Raw genomic sequence first — 23,948 nt, forward strand, 5'->3', positions numbered from 1 at the left:
TCACCCTATGTGATCAGCCGTAGCGCTGCCCAACCAGGGTGCTGGCCTGCGCGGATGTGCGTCAACTCCCTGATGACGCAGGGGCGGTGGGAACCGAGACGTCGAAGTACCGCGCATCCGGCGCCGCTTTCATGAGTGCGGTGAGCGTACGGGCCTTCGCTGCGCCCTTCTCACTGCTCCCCCAGGAGACGGTCCGGCCGTCACCCAACTCCAGTGAGATGTCGTCGTAGGAACGGACCTTGACGGTCTCGGTGTCGCGCGCGACGGCGGCCGGAATGGCACGGGCGACGAGCGCCGCCGCCCGCACCAACCGGTCCTCGCCGAAGCGCCGCAGGCTCGCCGCCGACGAGCCCGAGGAGGACAGGGAGAATTCCAGCGCGGGAATGCCTTTCGGGGCTTGGGAAACCGTGGCGAAACGGACACCTTTGCGGTCCACTTCGACGACGTTTCCGCCCTTTTGCACAACCAGAACCGGAGTGCGCTCGCTCACTTTCAGCCCGATTCCATGGGGCCAGGAACGGACCACGTCAACCGTGTCAATTCGGGGCAGTTTCCGCCGCAGCCGCGTCTCAATCACATCGGTGTGAACGGAAATCAGCGGGGCCCCGACCGGGACTTGGGCGGCCTCGCGCACCTGCGCCGGGGTCAGCACCCGGGTACCCGAGACCGACACGCGCTCCACGCGCACCCACTGCGAGCCGTACAACACCCAGACTGCGCCCGCCCCGAGAAGGGCGAGCAGGCCGACAAGGATGATGATCAGACGAAGGCGGAGCCGCCCAGACCTCCGCGCCGGAGGCGGGCCGGACGACTCCTGCTGGCGTTCACCGCGTTCGGCGGTGGTCGGTCCGGCCACGCTTCCAGCCCCTTCGTTCATACGGTCCTAGTGGTGTGCACGCCTGGCGGCGATCGCCTCGTACACCATGCCGACGAGCAGGTCGTCGGCGTCCCGGCGGCCGAACTCGGCGGCAGCGCGCGACATCTCGTACAGCCGGTGCGGGTCGGCGAGCACGGGCAGGACGTTGCCCCGTACCCAGTCGGGCGTCAGTTCCGCGTCGTCGACCAGCAGTCCGCCGCCGGCCTTGACCACCGGCTGGGCGTTCAGCCGCTGTTCGCCGTTGCCGATGGGCAGCGGGACGTAGGCGGCCGGGAGTCCGACGGCGGAGAGTTCGGCGACGGTCATCGCGCCCGCGCGGCAGAGCATCATGTCGGCCGCGGCGTACGCGAGGTCCATCCGGTCCAGGTAACTTACCGGGATGTACGGGGGCATTCCCGGCATCTGCTGCACATGCGGCAGTTCGTTCTTCGGGCCGACCGCGTGCAGGATCTGGATACCGGCCTGCTGGAGCCAGGGTGCGACCTGCTGGACGACCTCGTTGAGGCGGCGGGCGCCCTGCGAGCCGCCCGAGACCAGCAGCGTGGGCAGGTTGGGGTCGAGGCCGAACATCGCGCGGGCCTCGGGGCGGGCCGCGGCCCGGTCGAGGGTGGCGATGGTGCGGCGCAGCGGGATGCCGATGTAGCGGGCGTCGCGCAGCTTGCTGTCCGGGGTGGAGACGGCGACCTTGGCGGCGTAGCGCGAGCCGATCTTGTTGGCGAGGCCGGGGCGGGCGTTGGCCTCGTGGATGATGATCGGCACGCCGAGGCGCTTGGCGGCGAGATAGCCGGGCAGGGCGACATAGCCGCCGAAACCGACGACGGCGTCCGCCTTGGTGCGCTCCAGGATCTGCTCGGTCGCCTTGATCGTGCCGCGCAGCCGGCCCGGGACGGTGATCAGTTCGGGCGTCGGCTTGCGCGGCAGCGGTACGGCGGGGATCAGCGCGAGCTCGTAGCCCCGCTGCGGAACGAGCGTGGTCTCAAGGCCCCGCTCCGTGCCCAGGGCCGTGATCCCCACGGTGGGGTCCTGCCTGCGCAGGGCGTCCGCGAGGGCGAGCGCGGGCTCGATGTGGCCGGCGGTCCCCCCACCGGCGAGTACGACATGCACCGAAATTCACCGCTCTCCGGACGAGCGCGCCGCCGAGGCACGCCGTCGCATCGTGTTCCATCTCCGAGGCCCCCGGTCCCGCACGGCGCCTCCCGCCCGCTTTCTACCAAAGCGGGGTTGCCGCAGGGAAAGCGCCGCCCGCGCAGCGGGCTCGTCACGCGCGAACGCGATCATCAGCCCGATGGCGAACATGGTCGGCAGCAGGGCGGATCCTCCGTAGGAGAACAGCGGGAGGGGGACACCGGCGATCGGCAGCAGGCCTAGCACCGCACCGATGTTGATCACGGCCTGGGCCGTGATCCAGGTGGTCACGCCTCCCGCGGCATACCTGACGAAGGGGTCCTCCGTACGTCCGGCCACGCGGATACCCGCATAGCCTAGAGCCGCGAAGAGGGCGAGCACCGACAGCGTCCCGGCCAGGCCCAGTTCCTCACCGGTGACGGCGAAGATGAAGTCCGTGTGCGCTTCTGGGAGTTGGCCCCATTTTTCCACACTCGCACCGAGCCCGGATCCGAAGATTCCGCCTGATGCGAGCGCATAGATCCCGTGCACGGCCTGCCAGCAGTCGGCGACCCCGGACTTCGGCTCGGTGGCGCCGATGCAGGCGAGCCGGGCCATGCGGTTCGGGCTGGTCTTGATGAGGATCACACCGATTGCGGATGCGACCGACAGCACGCCGACGAACAGCCGGGTGGGTGCCCCGGCCAGCCACAGCAGTCCGAAAAGGATCGCCGTCAGGATGATCGCCGTACCCATGTCGCCGCCGAGCATGATCAGCCCGAGCAGCATGAACGCGACCGGAACGAGCGGCACCAGCATGTGCTTCCACTGGTTGAGCAGCCTCTTGTCCTGCTTGCGGGCCAGCAGGTCCGCGCCCCACAGCACCAGCGCCAGCTTGCCGAACTCGCTGGGCTGGATCTGGAAGGAGCCGCCGAGCGAGATCCAGTTCTGGTTGCCGTTGACCGACATCCCTATCCCCGGCACCTGCACCAGCGCCATCAGGAAGACGGCGCCCGCGAGGATCGGGTAGGCCAGTGCCCGGTGCAGCTTCACCGGCATCAGCGAGGCGATCAGCAGCAGGACACCTCCGATGACGGCGGCGAGGAGCTGTTTGCGGAAGAAGTACGAGCCCGGCAGGGACATCTGCAGCGCCGTGATCTGGGAGGCCGAGTAGACCATCACCAGACCGAGCACGGTGATCAGCAGGCTGCCGCCCATGATCAGGTAGTACGCGGTCAGCGGCCGGTCCCAGGCGCGCTTGGCGTTGAGATACATACGACGCAGGGAGTTGTCGCGGGCCGGCCTGGCCCCGGCGGGCCGTCTGACGGCCCCCTGCACGGGCGGACGTCCGGTACGGCTACCGGGCATCGGGTCCTCCGCTGTACGTCGGCGACGATCCCACGCGTCCCTCCCAAGGTCGCCCGGCTGCAGGCGGCCGGGTCAGGCGCCGAGTCCGCGGACCGCTGCTGCGAACGCGTCACCGCGCTTGTTGTAGTTGGCGAACATGTCCATCGAGGCGCAGGCCGGGGCCAGCAGCACCGTGTCGCCTGCGGCCGCGAGCCGCTGGGCCTCCTGGACAGCCGCGAGCATCGCCCCAGTGTCGGTCCGGTCGAGGTCGACGACGGGTACTTCGGGCGCGTGTCGCACAAGGGCTTCACGGATGAGGGCGCGGTCCTTGCCGATGAGCACGACACCGCGGAGCCGCTTTGCCGACTTGGCGACCAGCTCGTCGAAGGTCGCACCCTTGGCAAGCCCGCCCGCGATCCACACGATGGACTCGTACGCCGCCAACGAGGCCTGAGCCGCGTGCGTGTTGGTGGCCTTGGAGTCGTCGATGTAGGCGACCCCGGCCACATCGGCCACATGCGCGATGCGGTGCGCGTCCGGGGTGAAGTTGCGAAGGCCGTCGCGGACGGCCGCGGCGGGCACCCCGAAGGCGCGCGCGAGGGCCGCCGCCGCAAGGGCGTTGGCGATGTTGTGCGGGGCCGGCGGGTTGACGTCGGAGACCTCGGCGAGCTCCTGGGCGTTCTGCTGCCGGTTCTCCACGAAGGCGCGGTCGACCAGGATTCCGTCCACGACGCCGAGTTGGGACGGGCCCGGGGCGGAGAGGGTGAAGCCGACGGCCCGGCAGCCCTCCTCGACGTCCGCCTCACGCACCAGGTCCTCGGTGGCCTTGTCGGCGGCGTTGTAGACGCAGGCGACGCGATTGCCCTCGTAGATACGGCCCTTGTCGGCGGCGTACGCCTCCATGGAGCCGTGCCAGTCGAGGTGGTCGGGCGCCAGGTTCAGGACGGCGGCCGAGTGGGCGCGCAGGGAGGGCGCCCAGTGCAGCTGGTAGCTGGACAACTCCACGGCCAGGACGTCGTACTGCTCATCGCCGAGTACGACATCGAGGAGCGAGACGCCGATGTTGCCGACAGCGGCGGTCTTGAGCCCCGCGGCCCGCAGGATCGATGCCAGCATCTGGACGGTGGTGGTCTTGCCGTTGGTGCCGGTGACGGCCAGCCAGGGGGCCGCGTCGGGGCCCCGGAGCCGCCAGGCGAGCTCTACGTCGCCCCAGATCTCCAGGCCGGCCTCGCGGGCCGCCGTGAACAGCGGCTTGTCCGGCTTCCAGCCGGGGGTGGTGACGATCAGCTCGGTGCCCGCGGGCAGGGTCGCGCCGTCACCGAGTCGCACCGTGATGCCCAGCGCCTCCAGTTCGGCGGCCTGCTCACGCGCGCGTGCGTCGTCGCCGTCGTTGACGACCGTGACGACAGCCCCGCGCGCGTGCAGCACCTTGGCCGCCGGGATACCGGAGACGCCGAGCCCGGCGACGGTGACGTGCTTGCCCTGCCAGTCGGTCACTTGTCCGCTGCCCATCCCGCGTAGAAGAGCCCCAGTCCTACGATCACGCAGATGCCCTGAATGATCCAGAAACGGACCACGACCAGGACTTCGGACCAGCCCTTGAGTTCGAAGTGGTGCTGGAGTGGCGCCATCCGGAAGACGCGCCTGCCGGTGAGGCGGAAGGAGCCGACCTGGATGACCACCGACATGGTGATGAGCACGAACAGGCCGCCCATGATGGCCACCAGCAGCTCCGTGCGGGAGAGGATGGCCAGGCCCGTGAGGACACCGCCGAGGGCGAGCGAACCGGTGTCACCCATGAAGATCTTGGCGGGCGAGGTGTTCCACCACAGGAAGCCCAGGCAGGCACCCATCAGCGCGGAGGCGATGACCGCGAGGTCGAGCGGGTCGCGCACCTCGTAGCAGGCGTTCGGGTTGGTCAGGGTCTGCGCGTTGGCGCAGGACTCCTGGAACTGCCAGACACCGATGAACGTGTATGCGCCGAAGACCAGCACCGAGGCGCCGGTGGCGAGGCCGTCCAGACCATCGGTGAGGTTCACGCCGTTCGACATCGCGAGGATCATGAACAGCGCCCAGACCACGAACAGCACCGGGCCGATCGACCAGCCGAAGTCCGTGATGAACGACAGCTTCGTCGAGCCGGGTGTGTTGCCGCGGGCGTCCTGGAACTGCAGGGCGAGCACCGCGAAGCTGATGCCGACGATCAGCTGGCCGGCCATCTTCGCCTTGGCCCTGAGGCCCAGTGAACGCCGCTTGACGATCTTGATGTAGTCGTCGAGGAAGCCGACCAGGCCCATGCCGACCATCAGGCCGAGCACCAGCACGCCCGAGTAGGTCGGGGCGTAGCCGGTGATCACCTTGGACAGGAAGTAGGCGGCGACCGTCGCCAGGATGAAGGCGATACCGCCCATCGTGGGCGTACCGCGCTTGCTGGCGTGCTCGCGCGGGCCGTCGTCCCGGATGTACTGGCCGTAGCCCTTGCGGGCCAGCAGCTTGATCAGCAGCGGGGTGCCGACCAGCGTCAGGAAGAGGCCAATGACTCCCGAGAACAGGATCTGCTTCATCATCGGGCGGCAACCTCACCCTCGGCACCGGTCTCAAGCAGCGCCTGGGCGACGCTCTCGAGGCCGACCGAACGGGACGCCTTCACGAGTACGACGTCCCCCGGGCGCAACTCGCTGCGCAACAGGTCGACCGCCGCCTGTGCGTCGGACACGTGCACCGACTCCTCACCCCACGAACCCTCGTTATATGCGCCCAGTTGCAGCCAGGACGCTTCCCTGCCCCCGACCGCGACGAGCTTGCCGACATTGAGCCGGACGGCGAGCCGTCCGACCGCGTCGTGCTCGGCGAGCGCCTCGTCCCCGAGCTCGGCCATCTTGCCGAGCACCGCCCAGGTCCGCCGCCCCCGGCCCATGGCCGCGAGCGCGCGCAGGGCGGCTCGCATGGACTCGGGGTTGGCGTTGTAGGCGTCGTTGACGATGGTCACGCCGTCCGGCCGCTCGGTGACCTCCATGCGCCAGCGGGAGAGGGAGCCCGCCTCGGAGAGCGCGGTGGCGATCTCTTCCGCGGACATGCCCAGCTCATGGGCGACGGCGGCCGCGGCGAGCGCGTTCGACACGTGGTGCTCACCGTACAGGCGCATGGTCACGTCGCTTGCACCGGAGGGTGTGCGAAGCATGAAGGAGGGCTGTCCGCTGTCCGTGAGTCGTACGTTCTCGGCGCGTACGTCCGCTTCGTCGGCCTCGCCGAAAAGGATCACCTTCGCCTTCGTACGGGATGCCATGGCCCGTACGAGGGGGTCGTCCGCGTTGAGGATCGCGGCACCGTCCTCCGGAAGGGCTTCCACGAGTTCGCCCTTGGCCTGCGCGATCTGCTCGCGGCCGCCGAACTCGCCGATGTGGGCGGTGCCGACGTTGAGGACGAGGCCGATCTTCGGGGGCGTCAGATCCGTGAGGTAGCGGATGTGGCCGATGCCGCGGGCGCCCATCTCCAGCACGAGGAACTTCGTCTCCTCGGTGGCGGTGAGCGCGGTGAGCGGCAGCCCGATCTCGTTGTTGAGCGAGCCCGGCGTGAACACCGTCGGCGCCTTGCGCTGCAGGACCTGGGCGATCAGGTCCTTGGTGCTGGTCTTGCCCGCGGAGCCGGTGAGGGCCACGAGGGTCGTGCCGAGGCGTCGTACGACATGGCGGGCGAGGGCGCCGAGGGCGCTTTGGACGTCCTCGACGACGATCGCGGGCACGCCGACGGGGCGCGACGCCAGTACGGCGACCGCGCCCGCTTCGACGACCTGTGCGGCGAAGTCGTGGCCGTCCACGCGTTCGCCGACGAAGGCGACGAAGAGGCTGCCTGGCTGCACCTCGCGGGAGTCCCGGACGACCGGAGCCGTGACCTGGACGGACGGATCCGGTATGTCATGCGTCTGCCCGCCGACGACTGCTGCGATCTCGGCGAGAGAGAGGGCGATCACAAGTTCATCCCTGGGTCTTCTGGATAGCTTCGCGAAGCACCTGGCGGTCGTCGAAGGGACGGACCACCCCGGCGATGTCCTGGCCCTGCTCATGACCCTTGCCCGCGACCAGCACGGTGTCCCCGGGCCGTGCTCGGGCGACGGCTGCGGCGATCGCGGCGGCCCGGTCCTCGAAGACCTGGACCTCACCGCGCTCGTGTGCTGGTACGGACGCCGCGCCCTCGAGCATGGTTGCAAGGATCGCGAGGGGGTCCTCGGAGCGGGGGTTGTCGGAGGTCAGTACGGCGGTGTCGGCGAGGCGGGCCGCGGCGGCGCCCATCGGCGCCCGCTTGGTCTTGTCCCGGTCGCCGCCGCAGCCGAGCACGACGTGCAGCTTGCCCTCGGTGACATGCCGCAGGGCGCGCAGGACCGATTCGACGGCGTCGGTCTTGTGGGCGTAGTCGACGACCGCGAGATACGGCTGCCCTGCGTCCACCCGCTCCAGGCGGCCCGGCACGCCCGGCACGGCGGCGATGCCGTCGGCGGCGGTCTGCGGGTCTAGGCCCGCGGCGGCCAGGGCGACGATCGCGGCGAGGGTGTTGGCCACGTTGAACGGGCCGGCGATCGGCGACTTGGCGGCGATCCGCTCGCCCTGGGGGCCGATCACGGTGAACGTCGAGTCCATGGAGCCGATTTCGACGTCCGCGGCGCGCCAGTCGGCGTCGGGGTGGCCCTCGGCGGAGAAGGTGACGACCGCAACGGTGGCCTCCTTGGCCAGCCGGCGGCCGTACTCGTCGTCGAGGTTGACGACGCCGAGTCTGCTGCGTGTCGGCGTGAACAACTGCGCCTTGGCCCGGAAGTAGTCCTCCATGTCGGAGTGGAACTCCATGTGTTCCGGGCTGAGGTTGGTGAAGACGCCGATGTCGAAGACGCAGCCGTCGACCCGGCCGAGGACCAGCGCATGGCTGGAGACCTCCATGGCGACGGCCTCGACGCCGCGCTCGCGCATCACCGCGAACAGGGCCTGCAGATCGGTGGCTTCGGGGGTGGTGCGCTCGGACTTGATGCGCTCGTCGCCGATGCGCATCTCGACCGTGCCGATGAGGCCGGTGTTGCTCTTGGTTTTCAGACCGCCCTCGACGAGATAGGCGGTGGTGGTCTTGCCGGAGGTGCCGGTGATGCCGATCTGCAGCAGATCGCGGCCCGGGTGGCCGTAGATCGTCGCCGCCAGCTCGCCCATCTGTGCGCGCGGGTCGTCGACGACCAGGACCGGGAGCCCGGTGGCCGCGGCGCGCTGAGCGCCGGTCGGATCGGTCAGCACGGCGACCGCGCCGAGGCCGGCGGCCTGGGTGACGAAGTCGGCGCCGTGCAGGCGGGCGCCCGGGAGGGCGGCGTACAGGTCGCCGGAGCGGACGGCGCGCGAGTCATGGGTGATGCCCGTGACCTCTGCGGCGCCCTCCGGCGCGGTGGCACCCAGCTGATCGGCGAGTTCCGCGAGGGGTGTGGCGGAGACCTGCACCGGCCTGGGCGGCCCCGGGTATGTCACGGATACGCCCTTCTGGGTGGTTTGGGACTGATCAGCGTGTGGCACGGCGGTGAGCGTACCGGGCGCACCCGCTTGCGGGCGAAGTGAGTGCGCGGGCATGGGGCGGTTCCCGGGATCGGGAGTGATCATGGTCACGGAGCGTTCCTGGCTGGTTGCACTGATCAGAAGGTGACGGGCAGGTTCGCGGCCCGGGCCCCCGTGGGCGGGACCTGGAGGGTCTTCAGTGCGAACTCCATCACCTCCTTGTAGATGGGTCCGCAGATCTGGCCGCCGAAGTAACTCCCGCTCGTGGCGTTCTGGATGGCGCAGTAGACGGTGATGCGGGGATTGTCCGCAGGTGCGAATCCGGCGAACGACGAGGTGTAGCCGCGGTATTGGCCGGTGGCCGGATCCACTCGGTTCGCCGTACCCGTCTTGCCCGCGACCCGGTAGCCGGGGATGCGCGCCTTGTTGCCGGTTCCCTCACGGTCGTCGACGACCGACTCCAGCATCTGGGCGAGGGTCTTCGCCGTCTTCTCGCTGACGACCCTTGTCTTCTTGGGCTTCGCGGTCGGGGTGAAGCGCCCGTCGGGCCCCTTTGTGCCGCGCACGAGTGTCGGCTGGATGCGTACGCCGCCGTTGGCGATGGTCGAGTAGACGGACGCCGCCTGCAGCGCGCTGACGGACACGCCCTGGCCGAAAGGAATCGTGTACTGCTGCGACGTCGACCACTTCTCGGGCGGCGCGAGGATGCCCTTGGTCTCGCCGGGGAGGCCGAGTCCGGTGTAGCTGCCGATGCCGAACTTGCGCAGATACGAGTAGAGGACCTTGTTGGCCTGCGCCTGTGTCCTGCCCAGCTGGCCGGTGGCCAGGATGGTGCCGATGTTGCTGGACTTGGCGAGCACGCCGTTGAGCGTGAGGTTCCAGGTGTCGTGGTCGATGTCGTCCTTGAAGAGCCGGTCGCCGCGGTGCAGCCGGTTCGGCACGACGACATGCGTCAGCGGGGTGGCGACGTTCTCCTGCAGCACGGCAGCCATCGACATGATCTTGGCGGTGGAGCCGGGCTCGTAGGCGTCCTCGACGGCCCAGTTGTGCAGGGCGTTGGGGTCCGCCTTGGAGAGGTCGCCCGGGTCGAAGCCGGGCGAGTTGGCCATCGCGAGGATCTCGCCGGTGCGGGTGTCCTGCACTATCACGTACCCGCGGTCCGCCCCGGACCTCCTCACCTGCTTGCTGATCGCGTTCTGCGCGGCCCACTGGATGTCGCGGTCGATGGTGAGCTCGACATCGCTGCCGGGCACCGCAGGGGTCTCGGTGGAGCCCGCGGTGGGCACCAGACGGCCGCCGGACTGGGCGTAGCGGATCTTGCCGTCCTTGCCCGCCAGGTCCTTGTTGAGCTCCTGCTCGACGCCTCCGCCGCCCTTGCCCTGGTCGTTGACCCAGCCCAGTACCCCGGCGGCGAGGTTGCCGTTGGGATAGATCCGCTTGCTGCTGGGGTCGGCGAAGACACCGGCGAGGACGTTGACCGTGGACTTGTCCTTCTCGCCCTTCGCGGTGAACGCGGACTTCAGGTCCTTGATCTGCTTCCAGACCTGCGGGGTCTGCCGGCGGGCCAGCAGGACGTAGCGCAGCTTCTTGTTCTTGGGCCGGAGCTTCTGGACGAGCGCGTCCTGGTCCAGGCCGAGGATCGGCGCGAGGAGCGCGGCCGCCTGCTCCGGCCCGTTGTCGATCTTCAGCTGGTCGCGGGTGAACATCGTGGGGTCGGCCGTCAGGTCGTACGCGTCCACGCTCGTCGCGAGGGCCACGCCGTTGCGGTCGAGGATGCCGCCGCGCTCGGCGGCCAGGACATGGCCCACATAGCGGTTCTGGTCGGCCTTGGCGGCGTACGCACTGGCGTCGACGGCCTGCACCTGCAACAGCCGTACGACGAAGGCGATCAGCACCAGGGTGAGCGCCAGGCTGACCATGCGCAGCCGGGGTTTGGGGCTGCCCAGCCTGAGGGCGCCCGGGGCTGCGGGGCGAGCCGGGGCCGGGCGGCGGGCGGGGCGGGCGCCGGGGGCCGGGCGCCGGGCGCCGGCGGCGGGGCGGTCGGGGCGCGCGGGGCCTGGCACGCGGCGGCGCGGCGGTTCCCTGTCGGACACTTCCGTCACCTGCCGGGGATCGAGGTCGTCTGGGCGGGGGTGGCTTGCGGTGTGGGAGGCGCGCCGGCGGCCGGAAGCGCGACGGGCTGCGGCGGGAGCAGGACGAGCGGCAGCTGCGCCGCGGACTGCACGGCGGCCTGCCGGCCGGCAACCGAGGGGACGCCCTTGACGGTGCCGTCGGGATTCAGGAACGCAGGGTCCGAGCCGGGGATCATGCCGAGCTCGCGGGCGCGCTCCTGGAGGGCCTCCGGGGCGGAGTAGGAGTCGATGTCCCGCTGCAGCCCCTGTTCCTCGTCGGTGAGGCTCTTGGTGTCCTTCTGGAGGTCGTCCAGCTTGAACGAGCCTTCGCTGAGCGCGGAGTTCAGCACCAGGAGCGCGATCAGGCCGCCGCCCAGGAGGAGCACGACGAGCAGGACGAAGGGGGTACGGGCCGCCTGTGCGCGGCTCCCGGGTCCAGGGAGGAGACGGGCGAGACGTGCCGCCCGCCCCCTCAGTTCGGGTTTCCTGCTCACCGGGCCTCCAGTGAGTCCGGTTCCCCAACCCACTCACTCGCCAACTCGTTCACGCCCCTCATTCGATGGACTCCCTGATGCGCTGGGCTCCGCGCAGCCGCGCCGGTGCCGCCCGCCGGTTCTCGGCGACCTCTTCCTCGGTGGGAAGTTCGGCACCGCGGGTGAGCAGCTTGAGCCGGGGCTGGTACTGCTCGGGGACGATCGGCAGCCCGGGGGGCGCGGTGTTGGCGGCGCCGGACGCGAACACCTGTTTGACCAGACGGTCCTCGAGCGAGTGGTACGACAGCACGGCGATCCGTCCGCCCACGTCGAGCGCCTCCACGGCGGCCGGGATCGCCCGCTCCAGGACGGAGAGCTCGCCGTTGACCTCGATGCGCAGCGCCTGGAAGGTGCGCTTGGCGGGGTTGCCGCCGGTGCGCTTGGCGGCCTGCGGCAGCGCGTCCCGGATCAGCTCGACGAGCCGCGCGCTGTTGCTGAACGGCTCCTTCTCGCGCTCACGCACGACGGCGGCCACGATCCGCTTGGCCTGCTTCTCCTCGCCGTACGCGCGCAGGATCCGGACGAGTTCCCCCGCCGGATAGGTGTTGAGGACCTCGGCGGCGCTCATGCCGGTCGTCTGGTCCATGCGCATGTCGAGGGGGGCGTCCTGGGCGTAGGCGAAGCCGCGGTCGGCCTCGTCGAGCTGCATGGAGGAGACACCGAGGTCGAACAGAACGCCCTGCACGCGCGCGATGCCGAGTCGTTCCAGGACGTCCGGCAGCTCGTCGTAGACGGCGTGCACCAGGGTGGCGCGCTCGCCGAAGGGCGCGAGCCGCTCGCCGGACAGGCGCAGCGCCTCCTTGTCGCGGTCCAGGGCGACGAGCCGCGCCTCGGGGAACTGCGTCAGCAGGGCCTCGCTGTGGCCGCCGAGGCCCAGGGTGCAGTCGACGACCACCGCTCCCGGCCGCTGCAGGGCGGGGGCCAACAGGTCCAGGCACCGCTGGAGCATCACCGGGACATGTCGACTCTGGCTCAAGGGGCCCTCTCAGATCCGGCGTGGGCCTACGCACCGCCGGGTCCCCGCCCTCCCCCAGCAAGCTGGGGGGACCCCCAGTGAAGGGGAGGTCGGCCGGCGCCAGGAGCGTCAGCCGACCGGGAGCGGGAGGAGGCCGAGCCGTACGTACGCGCCGCGCACGTGGGGAGACCGACGCGCATGAGCCGGGGTCTCCGGGGAATTCAGTCCAGCAGGGAGAGCCTCGCCTCCCGCTTCGCGTCACTTTAGTCCACGGTGTCTCACGGTCAATCAACTGGCCTGCGCGTCGCGCCCCGGTGTGAGTGCGAAGCGGCATATCCGGGAAAATCACCCGTACGGCTTCACCTCCGCCACCCATGTGGGTTACCTCACAAGAGGACTGTGATGACGCTCTTCTCCCGCTCTCACACCGCGACCGGATGGGCTGTGACCAGTACCGTCATAGGTATGACGACTTCTGCATCTGTTCCCACCGAGTCCGAAGGCGCCATACGGGGCGGCACCGTCACCGACCGCCTCGTCGAGGCCAACGGACGGTACGCCGCCGCATTCACCGACCCCGGGATGGACGCCCGTCCCGTACTGCACGTAGCGGTCGTGGCCTGCATGGACGCCCGTCTCGACCTGCATGCCGCGCTCGGCCTGGAGCTCGGCGACTGCCACACCATCCGCAACGCGGGCGGTGTCGTCACCGACGACGTGATCCGCTCGCTCACCATCAGCCAGCGCAAGCTCGGCACCCGCAGCATCGTCCTCATCCACCACACCGGCTGCGGTCTGGAGGCCATCACCGAGGACTTCCGCACCGAGCTGGAGGACGAGGTCGGCCAGCGCCCCGCCTGGGCGGTGGAGTCCTTCCGGGACGTCGACCAGGACGTACGGCAGTCCATGCAGCGTGTGCGCACCTCCCCGTTCCTGGTGCACACCGACGACGTGCGAGGCTTCGTCTTCGACGTGAAGACGGGTCTGCTGCGCGAGATCGACCCCGCGTAACGGCGCCCGGCCCTTCTCGTTTTTCGCAAAACCCGCGCATGCTGGAGCCCAAGCGTCGTAAAACCCGACATACCGCAGCCAGTTGTCCACAGTCGAGTGACACGAATCGGTAACGGCAGCAAGAATGCGGGGTGTGGCGTCACGCGGAACTATTCACGCGTGGTGTCCGTGTTTCGGGGTGGGCCGGTCCGCATCGCAGAGTGCGACGGCCCGGAGAAAGAACGGGCCGAGGAGGGCCGGGTGACGACCTATGACGATCGAGCGAGCCTTACAGATCTGACTGCCACTGTGGAGAGGGTCCGCAGTTCGGTGGAAGGAGTGATCGAGGGCAAGCCCGAGGTCGTGCGGCTTTCGCTGACCGTACTGCTCGCCGAGGGACATCTTCTGATCGAGGATGTGCCAGGCGTGGGCAAGACCATGCTCGCCAAGACACTGGCGAAGTCCATCGACTGTTCGGTGCGGCGTATCCAGTTCACGCCCGACCTGCTGCCCTCGGACATCACGGGTGTGTCCATCTGGGACCAGCAGCGCCGGGACTTCGAGTTCAAACCGGGCGCGATCTTCGCGCAGATCGTGATCGGCGACGAGATCAACCGCGCCTCGCCGAAGACACAGTCCGCGCTGCTGGAGTCGATGGAGGAGCGCCAGGTCACCATCGACGGGCAGACCTATGAGCTGCCCAGCCCCTTCATGGTGGTGGCCACGCAGAACCCGGTCGAGATGGAGGGCACCTACCCGCTGCCCGAGGCCCAGCGCGACCGCTTCATGGCCCGGGTCTCGGTGGGCTACCCCAGCGTGGAGGCCGAGCTGCAGATGCTCGACGTGCACGGTGGCGTGTCCCCGCTGGAGGACCTGCAGCCGGTGGCGCACGCGCACGACATCGTGAAGCTGATCGAGGCCGTCCGCGGCGTCCACGTCGCCGAAACGGTCCGGCGGTACGCGGTGGACCTGGTCTCCGCCACCCGCAACCACCCCGACCTCAGACTCGGTGCCTCTCCGCGCGCGACGCTGCACCTGCTGCGCGCGGCAAAGGCGTCCGCCGCCCTGAGCGGCCGGGAGTACGCCCTGCCGGACGACGTGCAGGCGCTCGCCGTCGCCGTACTGGCGCACCGCCTGCTGCCCACCGCGCAGGCCCAGCTCAACCGCCGTACGGCGGAGCAGGTCGTGCAGGAGATCCTGCAGCGCACCCCGGTGCCCGCGGCGCCCCAGCAGCAGAGCGGCTTCGGCGGTCTCGGCCACGGCACGCCCGCGTACCCCCAGCAGCCGCCGCGGAGGCTGTGATGACCTCCGGGGGGACGGGGCACCCGGACACCGGCCACAGCGAGAAGGGCGGCGTCCGTACCGCCCTGGCGGGCCTGACCACCCGCGGACGCTCCTTCCTGGCCGCCGGCATCGCGGCCGCCATCTGCTCCTACGTCCTGGGCCAGAGCGATCTGCTGCGGGTCGGCCTGCTGCTGGCCGCACTGCCCCTGATCTGCACGCTGTTCCTCTACCGCACGCGCTACCGGGTGGCCGGCAGCCGCCGCCTCTCCCCCGCGCGCGTGCCCGCCGGCAGCGAGGCCCGCGTCCATCTGCGGATGGACAACGTCTCGCGGCTGCCCACGGGCCTGCTGATGCTCCAGGACCGGGTGCCCTACGTGCTCGGCCCGCGCCCCCGCTTCGTACTGGACCGGGTGGAGCCGGGCGGCCGCCGCGAGGTGTCCTACCGGGTCCGCTCCGACCTGCGCGGGCGCTATCCGCTGGGCCCGCTGCAGCTGCGCCTGACCGACCCGTTCGGCATGTGCGAACTGACCCGGTCCTTCTCCTCGTACGACACCCTGACGGTGATCCCGCGCGTGGAGGCGCTGCCGCCGGTGCGCCTGAGCGGGGAGTCGAAGGGGTACGGAGACGGGCGGCAGCGCTCGCTCGCCCTGGCCGGCGAGGACGACGTGATCCCGCGCGGCTATCGCTACGGCGACGACCTGCGCCGCGTCCACTGGCGTCTCACTGCCCGCTACGGCGAGCTGATGGTGCGCCGCGAGGAGCAGCCCCAGCGCGCCCGCTGCACGGTGCTGCTCGACACCCGGGGCCTCGCGTTCCAGGGCGCGGGCCCCGACTCGGCCTTCGAGTGGGCGGTCTCGGGCACGGCGTCCGTCCTGGTGCACATGCTCGAACGGGGCTTCTCCGTAAGGCTGTTGACCGACACCGGCAACTCGGTGCCCGGCGAGGGCGCCGACGGGTTCGCCGGCGCGAGCCAGGAGTCGGCGGACGCGGCCGGGCTGATGATGGACACCCTCGCGGTGGTCGACCACTCGGACGGCGCGGGCCTGTCGAGGGCGTACGACGTGCTGCGCGGCGGGAACGAAGGGCTGCTGGTGGCCTTCTTCGGCGACCTCGACGAGGAGCAGGCGGCGGTGGTCGCCAGGATGCGGCAGCGCAGCGGAGGCGCGGTCGCCTTCCTGCTGGACAGCAGCGCCTGGGTGCGGGAACTCAGCGATGTGCCCGGTCCGTTGGACAGGAGCGAGGAACAGCTGCGGATGCTGCGGGAGGCGGGCTGGACGGCCCTGAAGGTGCCACGGGCCGCATCTCTGCCCGAGTTGTGGCGTCAGGCGGACCGCGAGCGCACGGGTCTCGCCGCGACGAGCGGGACGAACGGTGAGGGGGCGGGCTCATGAGCGGGCGGGCACGACTGGCGCTGTGCGCCTGGGCGGCCACGCTGATGGCGTCGTGCTCCCTGCTGCCCCTGGTCTCGCCGGCGACCTGGATCCTGCAGGTGGCCGTCATGCTCGGCGTGCAGACGGGCGTGGGTGCGGCGACCCGGCGGGTGCCGCTGGCGCGGCCGCTGACGGTGGCGGCGCAGGCACTGGTCACGCTGCTGATGCTGACCCTGGTCTTCGCCCGGCAGCAGGCCCTCATCGGGATCGTTCCCGGCCCTGAGGCCTTCCGGCACTTCGCCGACCTGCTGCAGCAGGGGAGCGACGACATCGCGCGGTATGCGATCCCGGCACCCCTGGAGTCCAGCGGCATCCGGCTGATGATCCTCGGCGGGGTCCTGCTGATCGGCCTCGCGGTGGACACCCTCGCGGTGACCTTCCGCAGCGCGGCTCCGGCCGGACTGCCGCTGCTCGCGCTGTACTCCGTGGCCGCGGGGCTGTCCGACGGCGGGGCCGACTGGCTGTGGTTCCTGGTGGCCGCGGGCGGCTATCTGATGCTGCTCCTGGCCGAGGGGCGCGAGCGGCTCTCGCAGTGGGGCCGGGTCTTCGGCGGGGCGGCGCGCGGCCCGGGCGGGGAGCCCGGCGCGGTGGCGCCGGTCCGCACCGGGCGCCGGATCGGGGTGGTCGCGCTGGGCGTCGCCCTGGTGGTGCCGATCGCCCTGCCCGCGATGAACGGCGGCCTGCTGGACGCCGCCGGGACGGGCGTGGGCGGCGGCAACGGCAGCGGGGGCACGATCTCAGCGGTGAACCCGCTCGTGTCCCTGCGCGACAGTCTGAACGTGGACCAGGACCGCCAGGTCATGTCCCTGAAGACCAACAGCAACGACATCTCCAACCTGTATCTGCGGATCGTGTCCCTGGACGACTTCGACGGCAGCACCTGGAAACCAGCCAAGCGGCACGTCGGTGGCGTACCGGACAAGTTCCCGACCCCGAGCGGCCTCGGTGGGGACATCAAGCGGGCGGAGATCGAGACGCGTATCTCGGCCGCCGACTGGTACGCCCAGGACTGGCTGCCGATGCCGTACCCGCCCAGCGGCGTGGACGTCGGCGGAAAATGGCGCTACGAGCCGGTGGGCATGACGCTGGTCGGCGACCACGGCGAGACCACCCGCGGGAAGACCTATCTGGTCAAGAGCCTCGATGTGCAGCCGACGGCGGAGCAGCTCGCCGAGGCTCCGGAGCCGCCCGCGTCCCTGAAGCGCGACTACACCAAGCTGCCGGACTCGGTGCCCGCGGTGGTGGCCAGGACCGCCCGCAAGGTCACCGACGGTGCGACCAGCCACTACGAGCAGGCGGTCAAGCTCCAGGACTACTTCGCTCTGAACGGCGGCTTCCAGTACAGCACCCAGGTGCAGGTCGGCAGCGGCCCGCAGGCGATCGCCAAGTTCCTCAAGGACAAGCAGGGCTTCTGCGTCCACTTCTCCTTCGCGATGGCGGCGATGGCCCGCAGCCTGGGCATACCGGCCCGGGTCGCGGTGGGCTTCGCCCCGGGTACGCCGCAGGCCGACGGCTCGGTGTCGGTGGGGCTGAAGGACGCGCACGCCTGGCCCGAGCTGTACTTCGAGGGTGTGGGCTGGACCCGCTTCGAGCCGACCCCGAACCGGGGCGTGACCCCCTCGTACACGCAGACGGACACACCGGGCAACACTCTCCCCGACGTGCCGCGGTCCTCGCAGTCGGCGGGCTCGTCCGCGTCGGCGGCGCCGTCGGCGAGCACCAGCTGCTCGGCACAGGACAAGAAGCTCCAGGCGTGCGCCGGCGCGCTCCCGCTGGACACGGCCAAGCCGGGCGACGGCGGTCTCCCCTGGTACAAGATCGCCGGATGGGCCCTGCTGGGGCTGCTGGCGGTCGCCGTGCCGCTGCTGCCCATGCTGTGGCGCCTGCGCCGACGCTCGGTGCGGCTGGCCTCGGCCCAGCACACCGTCTCCCGCCAGGCACCGGCTCTGGAAGGCCGCAAGAGGCAGGCTGCGGACGCGGGGGCCACCGGCGACGTCGACGTGACGGCCCTGCCGGTCGAGGCGGATGCGCGGTACGCCGCGGAGGTGGCCGCGGGCCATGTCCTGGCCGTCTGGCGCGAACTCACCGACACGGCCTGGGACTACGGCATCGCGCCGGACGACGCACTGACCCCGCGGAAGGCGGCCGCGCGAATAGTGCGGCTGGGGCAGCTGGACCCGGCGACGGCCGAGTCGGTGCACCGGGTGGCGAGTGCGGTGGAGCAGGTGCTGTTCGCACCTCAGCCGCGGGACGTGCCCGGGCTGGCCGACGATGTGCGCAGGCTGCGGATGGCGCTGCGGTCCAAGGTCAGCTGGACCACCCGGGTGCGGGCGGTCGTGGCGCCCCGGTCGGCCATCCGCGCGGTCTGGGACCTCACGGACCGCTGGACGGCCTTCAAGGCCCGCTGTGCCGACCGCTGGTCGACGCTGGTGCGACGCCCGTCCGGGCAGCAGAGCGGCGGCTGACGGCGCAGAGCGGCCGGCCACGCCGGTCCGGTCTTCGGGGCATGTGTGAGGGGGTGACCACCCGGCGGGTGGTCACCCCCTCACCTACGTCTGAGAGGAACTGTCTGAGCTGTGGGAGCCGAACTGTGGGAGCGGAGCTAGTGGCCCTGCTCGTCCCGGCGGCGCTGCCAGCGCTGCTCGATGCGGTCCATCATGGAGCGCTTCTGGCGTCCCTGACGGCGCGCTTGCGGCGCACCGGCCGCGGGCTGTTCGCCCGGCTTGGGGGCCTTGCGCCAGCCGGTCACGGCGAGCACGGCACACCCCAGCATGACCAGGAAGCCCACCACGCTGAGCCAGACCTGCTTGGCCACCATTCCAGCCATGAGGAGCGCGATACCCACGAGGAAGCCCGCGACCGCCTGGTAGACCCGTCGCCGGGTGTACGTACGCAGCCCGCTTCCCTCAAGCGCTGTCGCGAACTTGGGATCTTCGGCGTACAGCGCTCGCTCCATCTGCTCGAGCATGCGCTGCTCGTGCTCCGAGAGCGGCACGGAGTCCTCCTCATCGTGCAGTCGCCGGGGCGACCCGGGGGGTCCCTTCAGGATAGGCAGGGAATCGCCCCCGTGAAACCCGCCCCTCTACGCCAATTGGCCAACCGGAATCCGCCATGGACGTGCCGGCTCGCTGAAGCTTGCATTCCCCAGCAGCCGACCCGTCATGCCGGGCGGTCTCCCTCGATCATACGGCGCTGAACGCCCGATCGGGGGGCCTGTGGCGTACTCCATGTGCGGCCAAGTCCCTGATCAGCGCCGCACCGCAGCAGGCGGCTCAGGCCTCGGTGGCACCCTGCGTCTCGCCGAGCACATGGAGCTGGGTCGCCACGGAGTGGAAGGCGGGAAGTTCGGCCGCCGCCTCCTCCAGCTTCAGCAGCGCCTCCAGGGCGCCGGGCTCGGTGTCCACGAGGACGCCCGGGACGAGGTCGGCGAAGACCCGCACGCCGTGCACGGCGCCGACCCTCAGGCCCGCGCCCTCGACCAGCCCGGTGAGCTGTTGGGCGGTGAAGCGGCGCGGCACGGGGTCGCCCGCGCCCCAGCGGCCGTTCGGGTCGTTCAGGGCCTGCCTCGCCTCCTTGAAGTGGCCGGCGAGGGCGCGCGCGAGCACGGCGCCGCCGAGGCCCGCGGCGAGCACGCTGAGGACGCCCTCGGACCGCAGGGCGGCCACGGCGTTGCGCACGCCCTCGGCCGGGTCGTCGACGTACTCCAGAACGCCGTGGCACAGCACCACGTCGTAGCCGCCGCGCTCGACCACGTCGAAGAGGCCGTGGGCGTCGCCCTGGACGCCCTTCACACGGTCGGCGACGCCGGCCTCGGCGGTGCGCCGCTCCAGCGCGAACAGCGCGTTGGGGCTGGGGTCGACGACGGTGACCTTGTGGCCGAGGCCGGCGAGGGGCACCGCGAACTTGCCGCTGCCGCCCCCGGTGTCGAGAACGTCCAGCGACTCCCGGCCGGTGGCCTTCACCCGGCGTTCGAGGGCGTCCTGGAGGACCTCCCAGACCACGGCGGTACGGAGGGAGGCGCGGGGGCGGCTCGGGTCCGACACGGCAGTTGACTCCTCGGCGCGGCACCGCCCATGGCACGGCGGAGCGAACGGGGTGCCTCCCCGGCCGGGGTACGGGAGGGAAGGCTGCAGGCGCCTTCCACCCTATTGCCTCCACTGCCCCACCTGGTCACTGCGGAGGCGCACCCGCCGAACGTCTCGTACGGCGGACTCGCTCACCCCGTGTCCGGGAAGTCGCGGTCGCTCTCCGCGCCGGCCTGCGGATGGTCGGTGTCCTGGCGTGGCTGCGGGAGGACCGGCTGGAGGACGAGCATCCGCTCGACGAGGCGCAGGAACATCGCCACGTCGCGTATCAGGTCGTCGGCGTCCCGGCGGCTGGCCGCGCCCTGGATACCTGCCTCGGCCCGGGCGCGGCGCCGGGCCCCGGAGGCGAACAGCGCGCTCCACTCGGTCAGTTCGGGCGCGATTTCGGGGAGCACTTCCCAGGCGCTCCTGATGCGGGCCCGGCGTCGGGACGACGGCTCCGGGCGGCCTCGCGCGGCGAGCACGGCGGCGGCCGTGCGCAGGGCGGCGAGGTGGGCGGTGGCGTAGCGCTCGTTGGGGGTTTCGAGGACGGCTGCCTCGTCGAGTCCGGCGCGGGCCTGGGCGAGCAGGTCGAGGGCGGCGGGCGGGGCGGTGGTCCGGCGGAGCACCGGGTGGACGTCGCTAGCCGGGCCGGTCAGTGAGGGGGCAGGGCCGGTGGCGCGGCGCCGGCGGGCGGCTGCTGCGTGATAGCTGGCCATGACGAACCTCCTGTCGTCTGCTGACGGCATGCCCTGATACGGGATGCCGTATGTGCCCATCGTGCGGTATGCCACTGACAATCCGTTCCGACCTGCGCTTTTGCTTCGATCGAAGGTTCGGGATAGTTTTTGCACTGACCAGTCAGTTCAATTTCAGGGGATGGGGGGGAACCGTGCCCGGAATCGGTGTCACGGCCCGCGGCCTCGGACTCAGGGGCCCTCGCGGCTGGGCCTTCCGCGACGTCACGTTCGACGCGGAGCCCGGCTCGCTGATCGCGATCGAGGGACCGTCCGGGTCCGGCCGCACCTGCCTGCTGCTTGCGCTCACGGGGCGGATGAAGCCCACCGAGGGAGCGGCCGCAGTGGGCGAGTGGAAGCTGCCCAAGCAGATGCCGGCCGTACGGCGGGTCAGCGGGCTCGCGCATGTCGCCGGGGTCACCGACCTCGAGCCGGCCCTGACCGTGGGCGAGCATCTGCTCGAACGGGCACTGCTGCAGCGGCGGTTCGGCGACTCGCTGCGCGGGCTGCTGCGGCCGCGCAGCGAGCGCACGGCCGAGGCGAAGCTGCGCATCGACACCGCGCTGGCCGCCGCCGGGCTGGACCGGGAGGCCCTGCCCAAGGGTTCCCGCACGGCCGTACGCGATCTGGAGCGGCTGGAGGCGCTGCGGCTGTCCATCGCGCTCGCCCTGCTCGGACGGCCCCGGCTGCTCGCCGTCGACGACACCGACCTGAAGCTCTCGGACGCCGAACGGGGCGAGGTCTGGGCGCTGTTGAGGTCGATCGCCGAGGCCGGGACCACCGTCGTGGCGGTCTGCAGCGAGGCCCCCGAGGACACCGTCGTCGTGACCACCACGGAGAAGCCCGTAGCCGTCACAGGGAAGGAGAAGGCCGATGCGTTCGCCGAAACTGGCCGCGCTTGAGCTCAGGCGCTTTGGCAGGGGCAAGCTGCCGCGAGCCGCCATGGTGGCGCTGCTGGTGCTGCCGCTGCTGTACGGCGCCCTGTACCTGTGGTCGTTCTGGGACCCGTACGGCCGTCTGGACCGTATCCCCGTGGCGCTCGTCAACGAGGACAAGGGGGCGACGGCCGACGGGAAGAAGATGGCCGCAGGGGAGGCGATCACCGAGAGGCTGCGCGAGAGCGACACCTTCGACTGGCACGAGGTGAGTGCCGACGAGGCACGCGCGGGCGTGGAGGACGGCACCTACTACCTGTCGCTGACCATGCCGGCGGACTTCAGCAAGCGGGTCGCGTCCAGCGCGGGCAGCTCCCCGGAGACCGGCGCGCTCCAGGTGCGTACGAACGACGCGAACAACTACATCGTCGGGCAGATCTCCCGGACGGTGTTCAGCGAGGTGCGCCGGGCCGCGTCCACCAAGGCGTCGCGGTCCTTCCTGGACAAGATCTTCATCTCGTTCTCCGACATCCACGGCGCGACGGTGAAGGCGGCCAACGGCGTCGACAAGCTCAACGGCGGCATCGGGAGGGCGGAGCAGGGCTCCAAGGACCTCGCCGACGGCCTGAAGGACGCCAAGGACGGCAGCGGCAAGCTGTCCGGGGGCCTGACGAAGCTCGACTCGGGCGCGGGCGACCTGGAGGACGGCTCGAAGCAGTTCGCGGCGGGCATGCAGACGCTCGCCGACAAGGTCAACGGGATCGACAAGAAGGCGGGCCCGTTCCTGAAGGACAACGAGAAGACCATCGGGGACACCGCCCGGCTGGTCGCCCACTCCTCGAAGGCGATCCGCGACAACCTCGACACCCTGGTGAGGACGGCTCCGGTCGCCGCCAAGGGCGCCCACGCGGCGTCCGACGCGCTGAACGACGTCTACAGGGCGCGCTGTGAGAACGCCGTACTGCCGGACCCGGCCTGCTCCGACCTGAAGAAGGCGAAGACCGCGGCCGCCGACGTGGCGACCATCGCCGACGACCTGAACACCCTGATCGGCGACCAGCACGGCGACCTGAAGAAGCTCGACAAGAACCTGGCCACCCTCCAGACGCAGGCCCAGGCGCTCGCCGACCGGGCACCGCACCTGTCCGAAGACCTCCACGACGCCGTCTCCAAGATCAACAAGCTGAACGAGGGTGCCGGGAAGGTCGCCGCCGGCGCCCAGAAGCTGCACCAGGGGCTCGGTACGGCCAAGAGCAGCGTCGGAGACCTGGACGAGGGCGTGGGCAAGCTCAAGACCGGCGCCGAAAACCTCAATGGCGGCATGTACAAGCTCGTGGACGGCTCCGGGAAACTCGCGGGCGGGCTGCACGACGGCGCCGGAAAGATCCCCGACTACGACAAGCAGGATCGCGACCAGCGCACGGACGTGATGGCCGACCCCGTCAAGCTGGTCTCCAAGGACCTGCACAAGGCGCCCAACTACGGCACCGGGTTCGCCCCGTACTTCATCCCGCTGTCGCTGTGGGTGGGCGCGATGGTGGCGTACATGCTGATCCCGCCGATGAACCGGCGCGCGCTCGCCACGGGCGCCCCGGCGTGGCGGATCGCCCTGGCGGGCTGGCTCCCGGTGGTCGCGATCGGCGTACTGCAGACGGTGTCCCTGATGTCGGTGCTGCACTGGGCGATCGGCCTGCAGATGACCCGGGCGGCCGGAACGGTCGGCTTCCTGTTCCTGGTGACGGCGTGCTTCGGGGCGATCGTGCAGTGGCTGAACGCGCGCTTCGGGGCGGCGGGCCGGATCCTCGTACTCGCCCTGTTGATGCTGCAGTTGACGTCCGCGGGCGGCACGTACCCGGTGCAGACCAGTCCGGGCTTCTTCAACGCGATCCACCCCTTCCTGCCGATGAGCTACATCGTGGAGGCCCTGAGGAGGCTCATCACGGGCGGCGGACTGGGACCTGTCTGGCACGCGTGCGTGGTGCTCGTCGCGTTCACCGCGGGAGCCCTCGCCCTCACCGCGCTGTCGGCCCGCCGCCGGCAGGTGTGGACCCTGGACCGGCTGCACCCGGAGCTGAGCCTGTGAGCCCGCAGGTGACATCTGCGGGCGCGGCTCCTGTGACAA

Annotated in this window: 19 protein-coding genes; 6 read left to right on the forward strand and 13 right to left on the reverse strand. The window is 70.7% G+C overall.

What is annotated here, in order from left to right; translation table 11 throughout:
• Window positions 1-61: 61 nt before the first annotated feature.
• The 10 genes from P2Q00_RS09445 to rsmH form a co-directional block, all read right to left on the reverse strand.
• Window positions 62-856 (reverse strand): cell division protein FtsQ/DivIB, encoded by a 795-nt coding sequence (locus tag P2Q00_RS09445; protein ID WP_275771403.1) that lies wholly within the window; start codon window positions 854-856, stop codon window positions 62-64.
• Window positions 857-883: 27 nt separating this feature from the next.
• Window positions 884-1,981, reverse strand: a complete 1,098-nt coding sequence (murG, locus tag P2Q00_RS09450; RefSeq protein ID WP_275771405.1) for an undecaprenyldiphospho-muramoylpentapeptide beta-N-acetylglucosaminyltransferase — start codon at window positions 1,979-1,981, stop codon at window positions 884-886.
• 6 nt (window positions 1,982-1,987) lie between these two features.
• Entirely contained in the window at window positions 1,988-3,349 is a 1,362-nt protein-coding gene (gene ftsW / locus P2Q00_RS09455; RefSeq protein ID WP_275771407.1) for a putative lipid II flippase FtsW, read from the reverse strand.
• A 72-nt stretch (window positions 3,350-3,421) separates the two neighbouring features.
• Window positions 3,422-4,840, reverse strand: coding sequence for a UDP-N-acetylmuramoyl-L-alanine--D-glutamate ligase (gene murD, locus P2Q00_RS09460; RefSeq protein ID WP_275771409.1), 1,419 nt, complete (start codon window positions 4,838-4,840; stop codon window positions 3,422-3,424).
• Window positions 4,822-5,892 carry a phospho-N-acetylmuramoyl-pentapeptide-transferase gene (gene mraY / locus P2Q00_RS09465; RefSeq protein ID WP_275771872.1) on the reverse strand — a complete coding sequence of 357 codons (1,071 nt, stop codon included), beginning with the start codon at window positions 5,890-5,892 and terminating at the stop codon, window positions 4,822-4,824. Before mraY ends, murD begins: the two co-directional genes overlap by 19 nt.
• Window positions 5,892-7,298: a UDP-N-acetylmuramoyl-tripeptide--D-alanyl-D-alanine ligase gene (locus tag P2Q00_RS09470; protein WP_275771412.1), complete on the reverse strand. Its 1,407-nt coding sequence runs from the start codon at window positions 7,296-7,298 to the stop codon at window positions 5,892-5,894. Before P2Q00_RS09470 ends, mraY begins: the two co-directional genes overlap by 1 nt.
• A gap of 4 nt (window positions 7,299-7,302) precedes the next feature.
• The gene (locus tag P2Q00_RS09475) at window positions 7,303-8,823 is read right to left on the reverse strand and encodes a UDP-N-acetylmuramoyl-L-alanyl-D-glutamate--2,6-diaminopimelate ligase (RefSeq protein WP_275771415.1); all 1,521 of its coding nucleotides are present in this window, start codon (window positions 8,821-8,823) and stop codon (window positions 7,303-7,305) included.
• Between the two features lie 161 nt (window positions 8,824-8,984).
• Window positions 8,985-10,940, reverse strand: a complete 1,956-nt coding sequence (locus P2Q00_RS09480; RefSeq protein ID WP_275771417.1) for a peptidoglycan D,D-transpeptidase FtsI family protein — start codon at window positions 10,938-10,940, stop codon at window positions 8,985-8,987.
• A gap of 5 nt (window positions 10,941-10,945) precedes the next feature.
• Window positions 10,946-11,452: a cell division protein FtsL gene (gene ftsL, locus P2Q00_RS09485; protein ID WP_275771418.1), complete on the reverse strand. Its 507-nt coding sequence runs from the start codon at window positions 11,450-11,452 to the stop codon at window positions 10,946-10,948.
• Between the two features lie 58 nt (window positions 11,453-11,510).
• Entirely contained in the window at window positions 11,511-12,467 is a 957-nt protein-coding gene (gene rsmH / locus P2Q00_RS09490) for a 16S rRNA (cytosine(1402)-N(4))-methyltransferase RsmH (protein WP_275771419.1), read from the reverse strand.
• Between the two features lie 381 nt (window positions 12,468-12,848).
• On the opposite strand from rsmH, the gene P2Q00_RS09495 reads away from it, so the two are divergent.
• The 4 genes from P2Q00_RS09495 (at window position 12,849) to P2Q00_RS09510 (ending at window position 18,615) form a co-directional block, all read left to right on the forward strand.
• Window positions 12,849-13,457, forward strand: a complete 609-nt coding sequence (locus tag P2Q00_RS09495; protein WP_425579529.1) for a beta-class carbonic anhydrase — start codon at window positions 12,849-12,851, stop codon at window positions 13,455-13,457.
• 240 nt (window positions 13,458-13,697) lie between these two features.
• The gene (locus tag P2Q00_RS09500; RefSeq protein WP_275771423.1) at window positions 13,698-14,738 is read left to right on the forward strand and encodes an AAA family ATPase; all 1,041 of its coding nucleotides are present in this window, start codon (window positions 13,698-13,700) and stop codon (window positions 14,736-14,738) included.
• The gene (locus tag P2Q00_RS09505) at window positions 14,738-16,111 is read left to right on the forward strand and encodes a DUF58 domain-containing protein (protein WP_275771424.1); all 1,374 of its coding nucleotides are present in this window, start codon (window positions 14,738-14,740) and stop codon (window positions 16,109-16,111) included. Before P2Q00_RS09500 ends, P2Q00_RS09505 begins: the two co-directional genes overlap by 1 nt.
• Entirely contained in the window at window positions 16,108-18,615 is a 2,508-nt protein-coding gene (locus tag P2Q00_RS09510) for a transglutaminase TgpA family protein (protein WP_275771425.1), read from the forward strand. Before P2Q00_RS09505 ends, P2Q00_RS09510 begins: the two co-directional genes overlap by 4 nt.
• Before the next feature lie 137 nt (window positions 18,616-18,752).
• Here P2Q00_RS09510 and P2Q00_RS09515 read toward each other — a convergent pair whose 3' ends face one another.
• The 3 genes from P2Q00_RS09515 to P2Q00_RS09525 all read right to left on the reverse strand — a co-directional run bounded on the left by P2Q00_RS09515 (window position 18,753) and on the right by P2Q00_RS09525 (window position 20,933).
• Window positions 18,753-19,145, reverse strand: a complete 393-nt coding sequence (locus P2Q00_RS09515) for a spore wall synthesis complex protein (RefSeq protein ID WP_275771426.1) — start codon at window positions 19,143-19,145, stop codon at window positions 18,753-18,755.
• A gap of 277 nt (window positions 19,146-19,422) precedes the next feature.
• Window positions 19,423-20,193, reverse strand: a complete 771-nt coding sequence (locus P2Q00_RS09520) for a class I SAM-dependent methyltransferase (RefSeq protein ID WP_275771427.1) — start codon at window positions 20,191-20,193, stop codon at window positions 19,423-19,425.
• 173 nt (window positions 20,194-20,366) lie between these two features.
• A complete protein-coding gene (locus P2Q00_RS09525) occupies window positions 20,367-20,933 on the reverse strand; it encodes an SAV_6107 family HEPN domain-containing protein (protein WP_275771429.1) in 567 nt (188 codons plus the stop codon).
• 173 nt (window positions 20,934-21,106) lie between these two features.
• On the opposite strand from P2Q00_RS09525, the gene P2Q00_RS09530 reads away from it, so the two are divergent.
• Entirely contained in the window at window positions 21,107-21,853 is a 747-nt protein-coding gene (locus P2Q00_RS09530) for an ATP-binding cassette domain-containing protein (RefSeq protein WP_275771430.1), read from the forward strand.
• On the forward strand, window positions 21,825-23,909 hold the full coding sequence (locus P2Q00_RS09535; RefSeq protein ID WP_275771432.1) for a YhgE/Pip domain-containing protein: 2,085 nt from the start codon (window positions 21,825-21,827) through the stop codon (window positions 23,907-23,909). Before P2Q00_RS09530 ends, P2Q00_RS09535 begins: the two co-directional genes overlap by 29 nt.
• Window positions 23,910-23,948 lie beyond the last annotated feature (39 nt).

The organism is Streptomyces coacervatus (genome assembly GCF_029223485.1).
Classification (GTDB): domain Bacteria; phylum Actinomycetota; class Actinomycetes; order Streptomycetales; family Streptomycetaceae; genus Streptomyces; species Streptomyces coacervatus.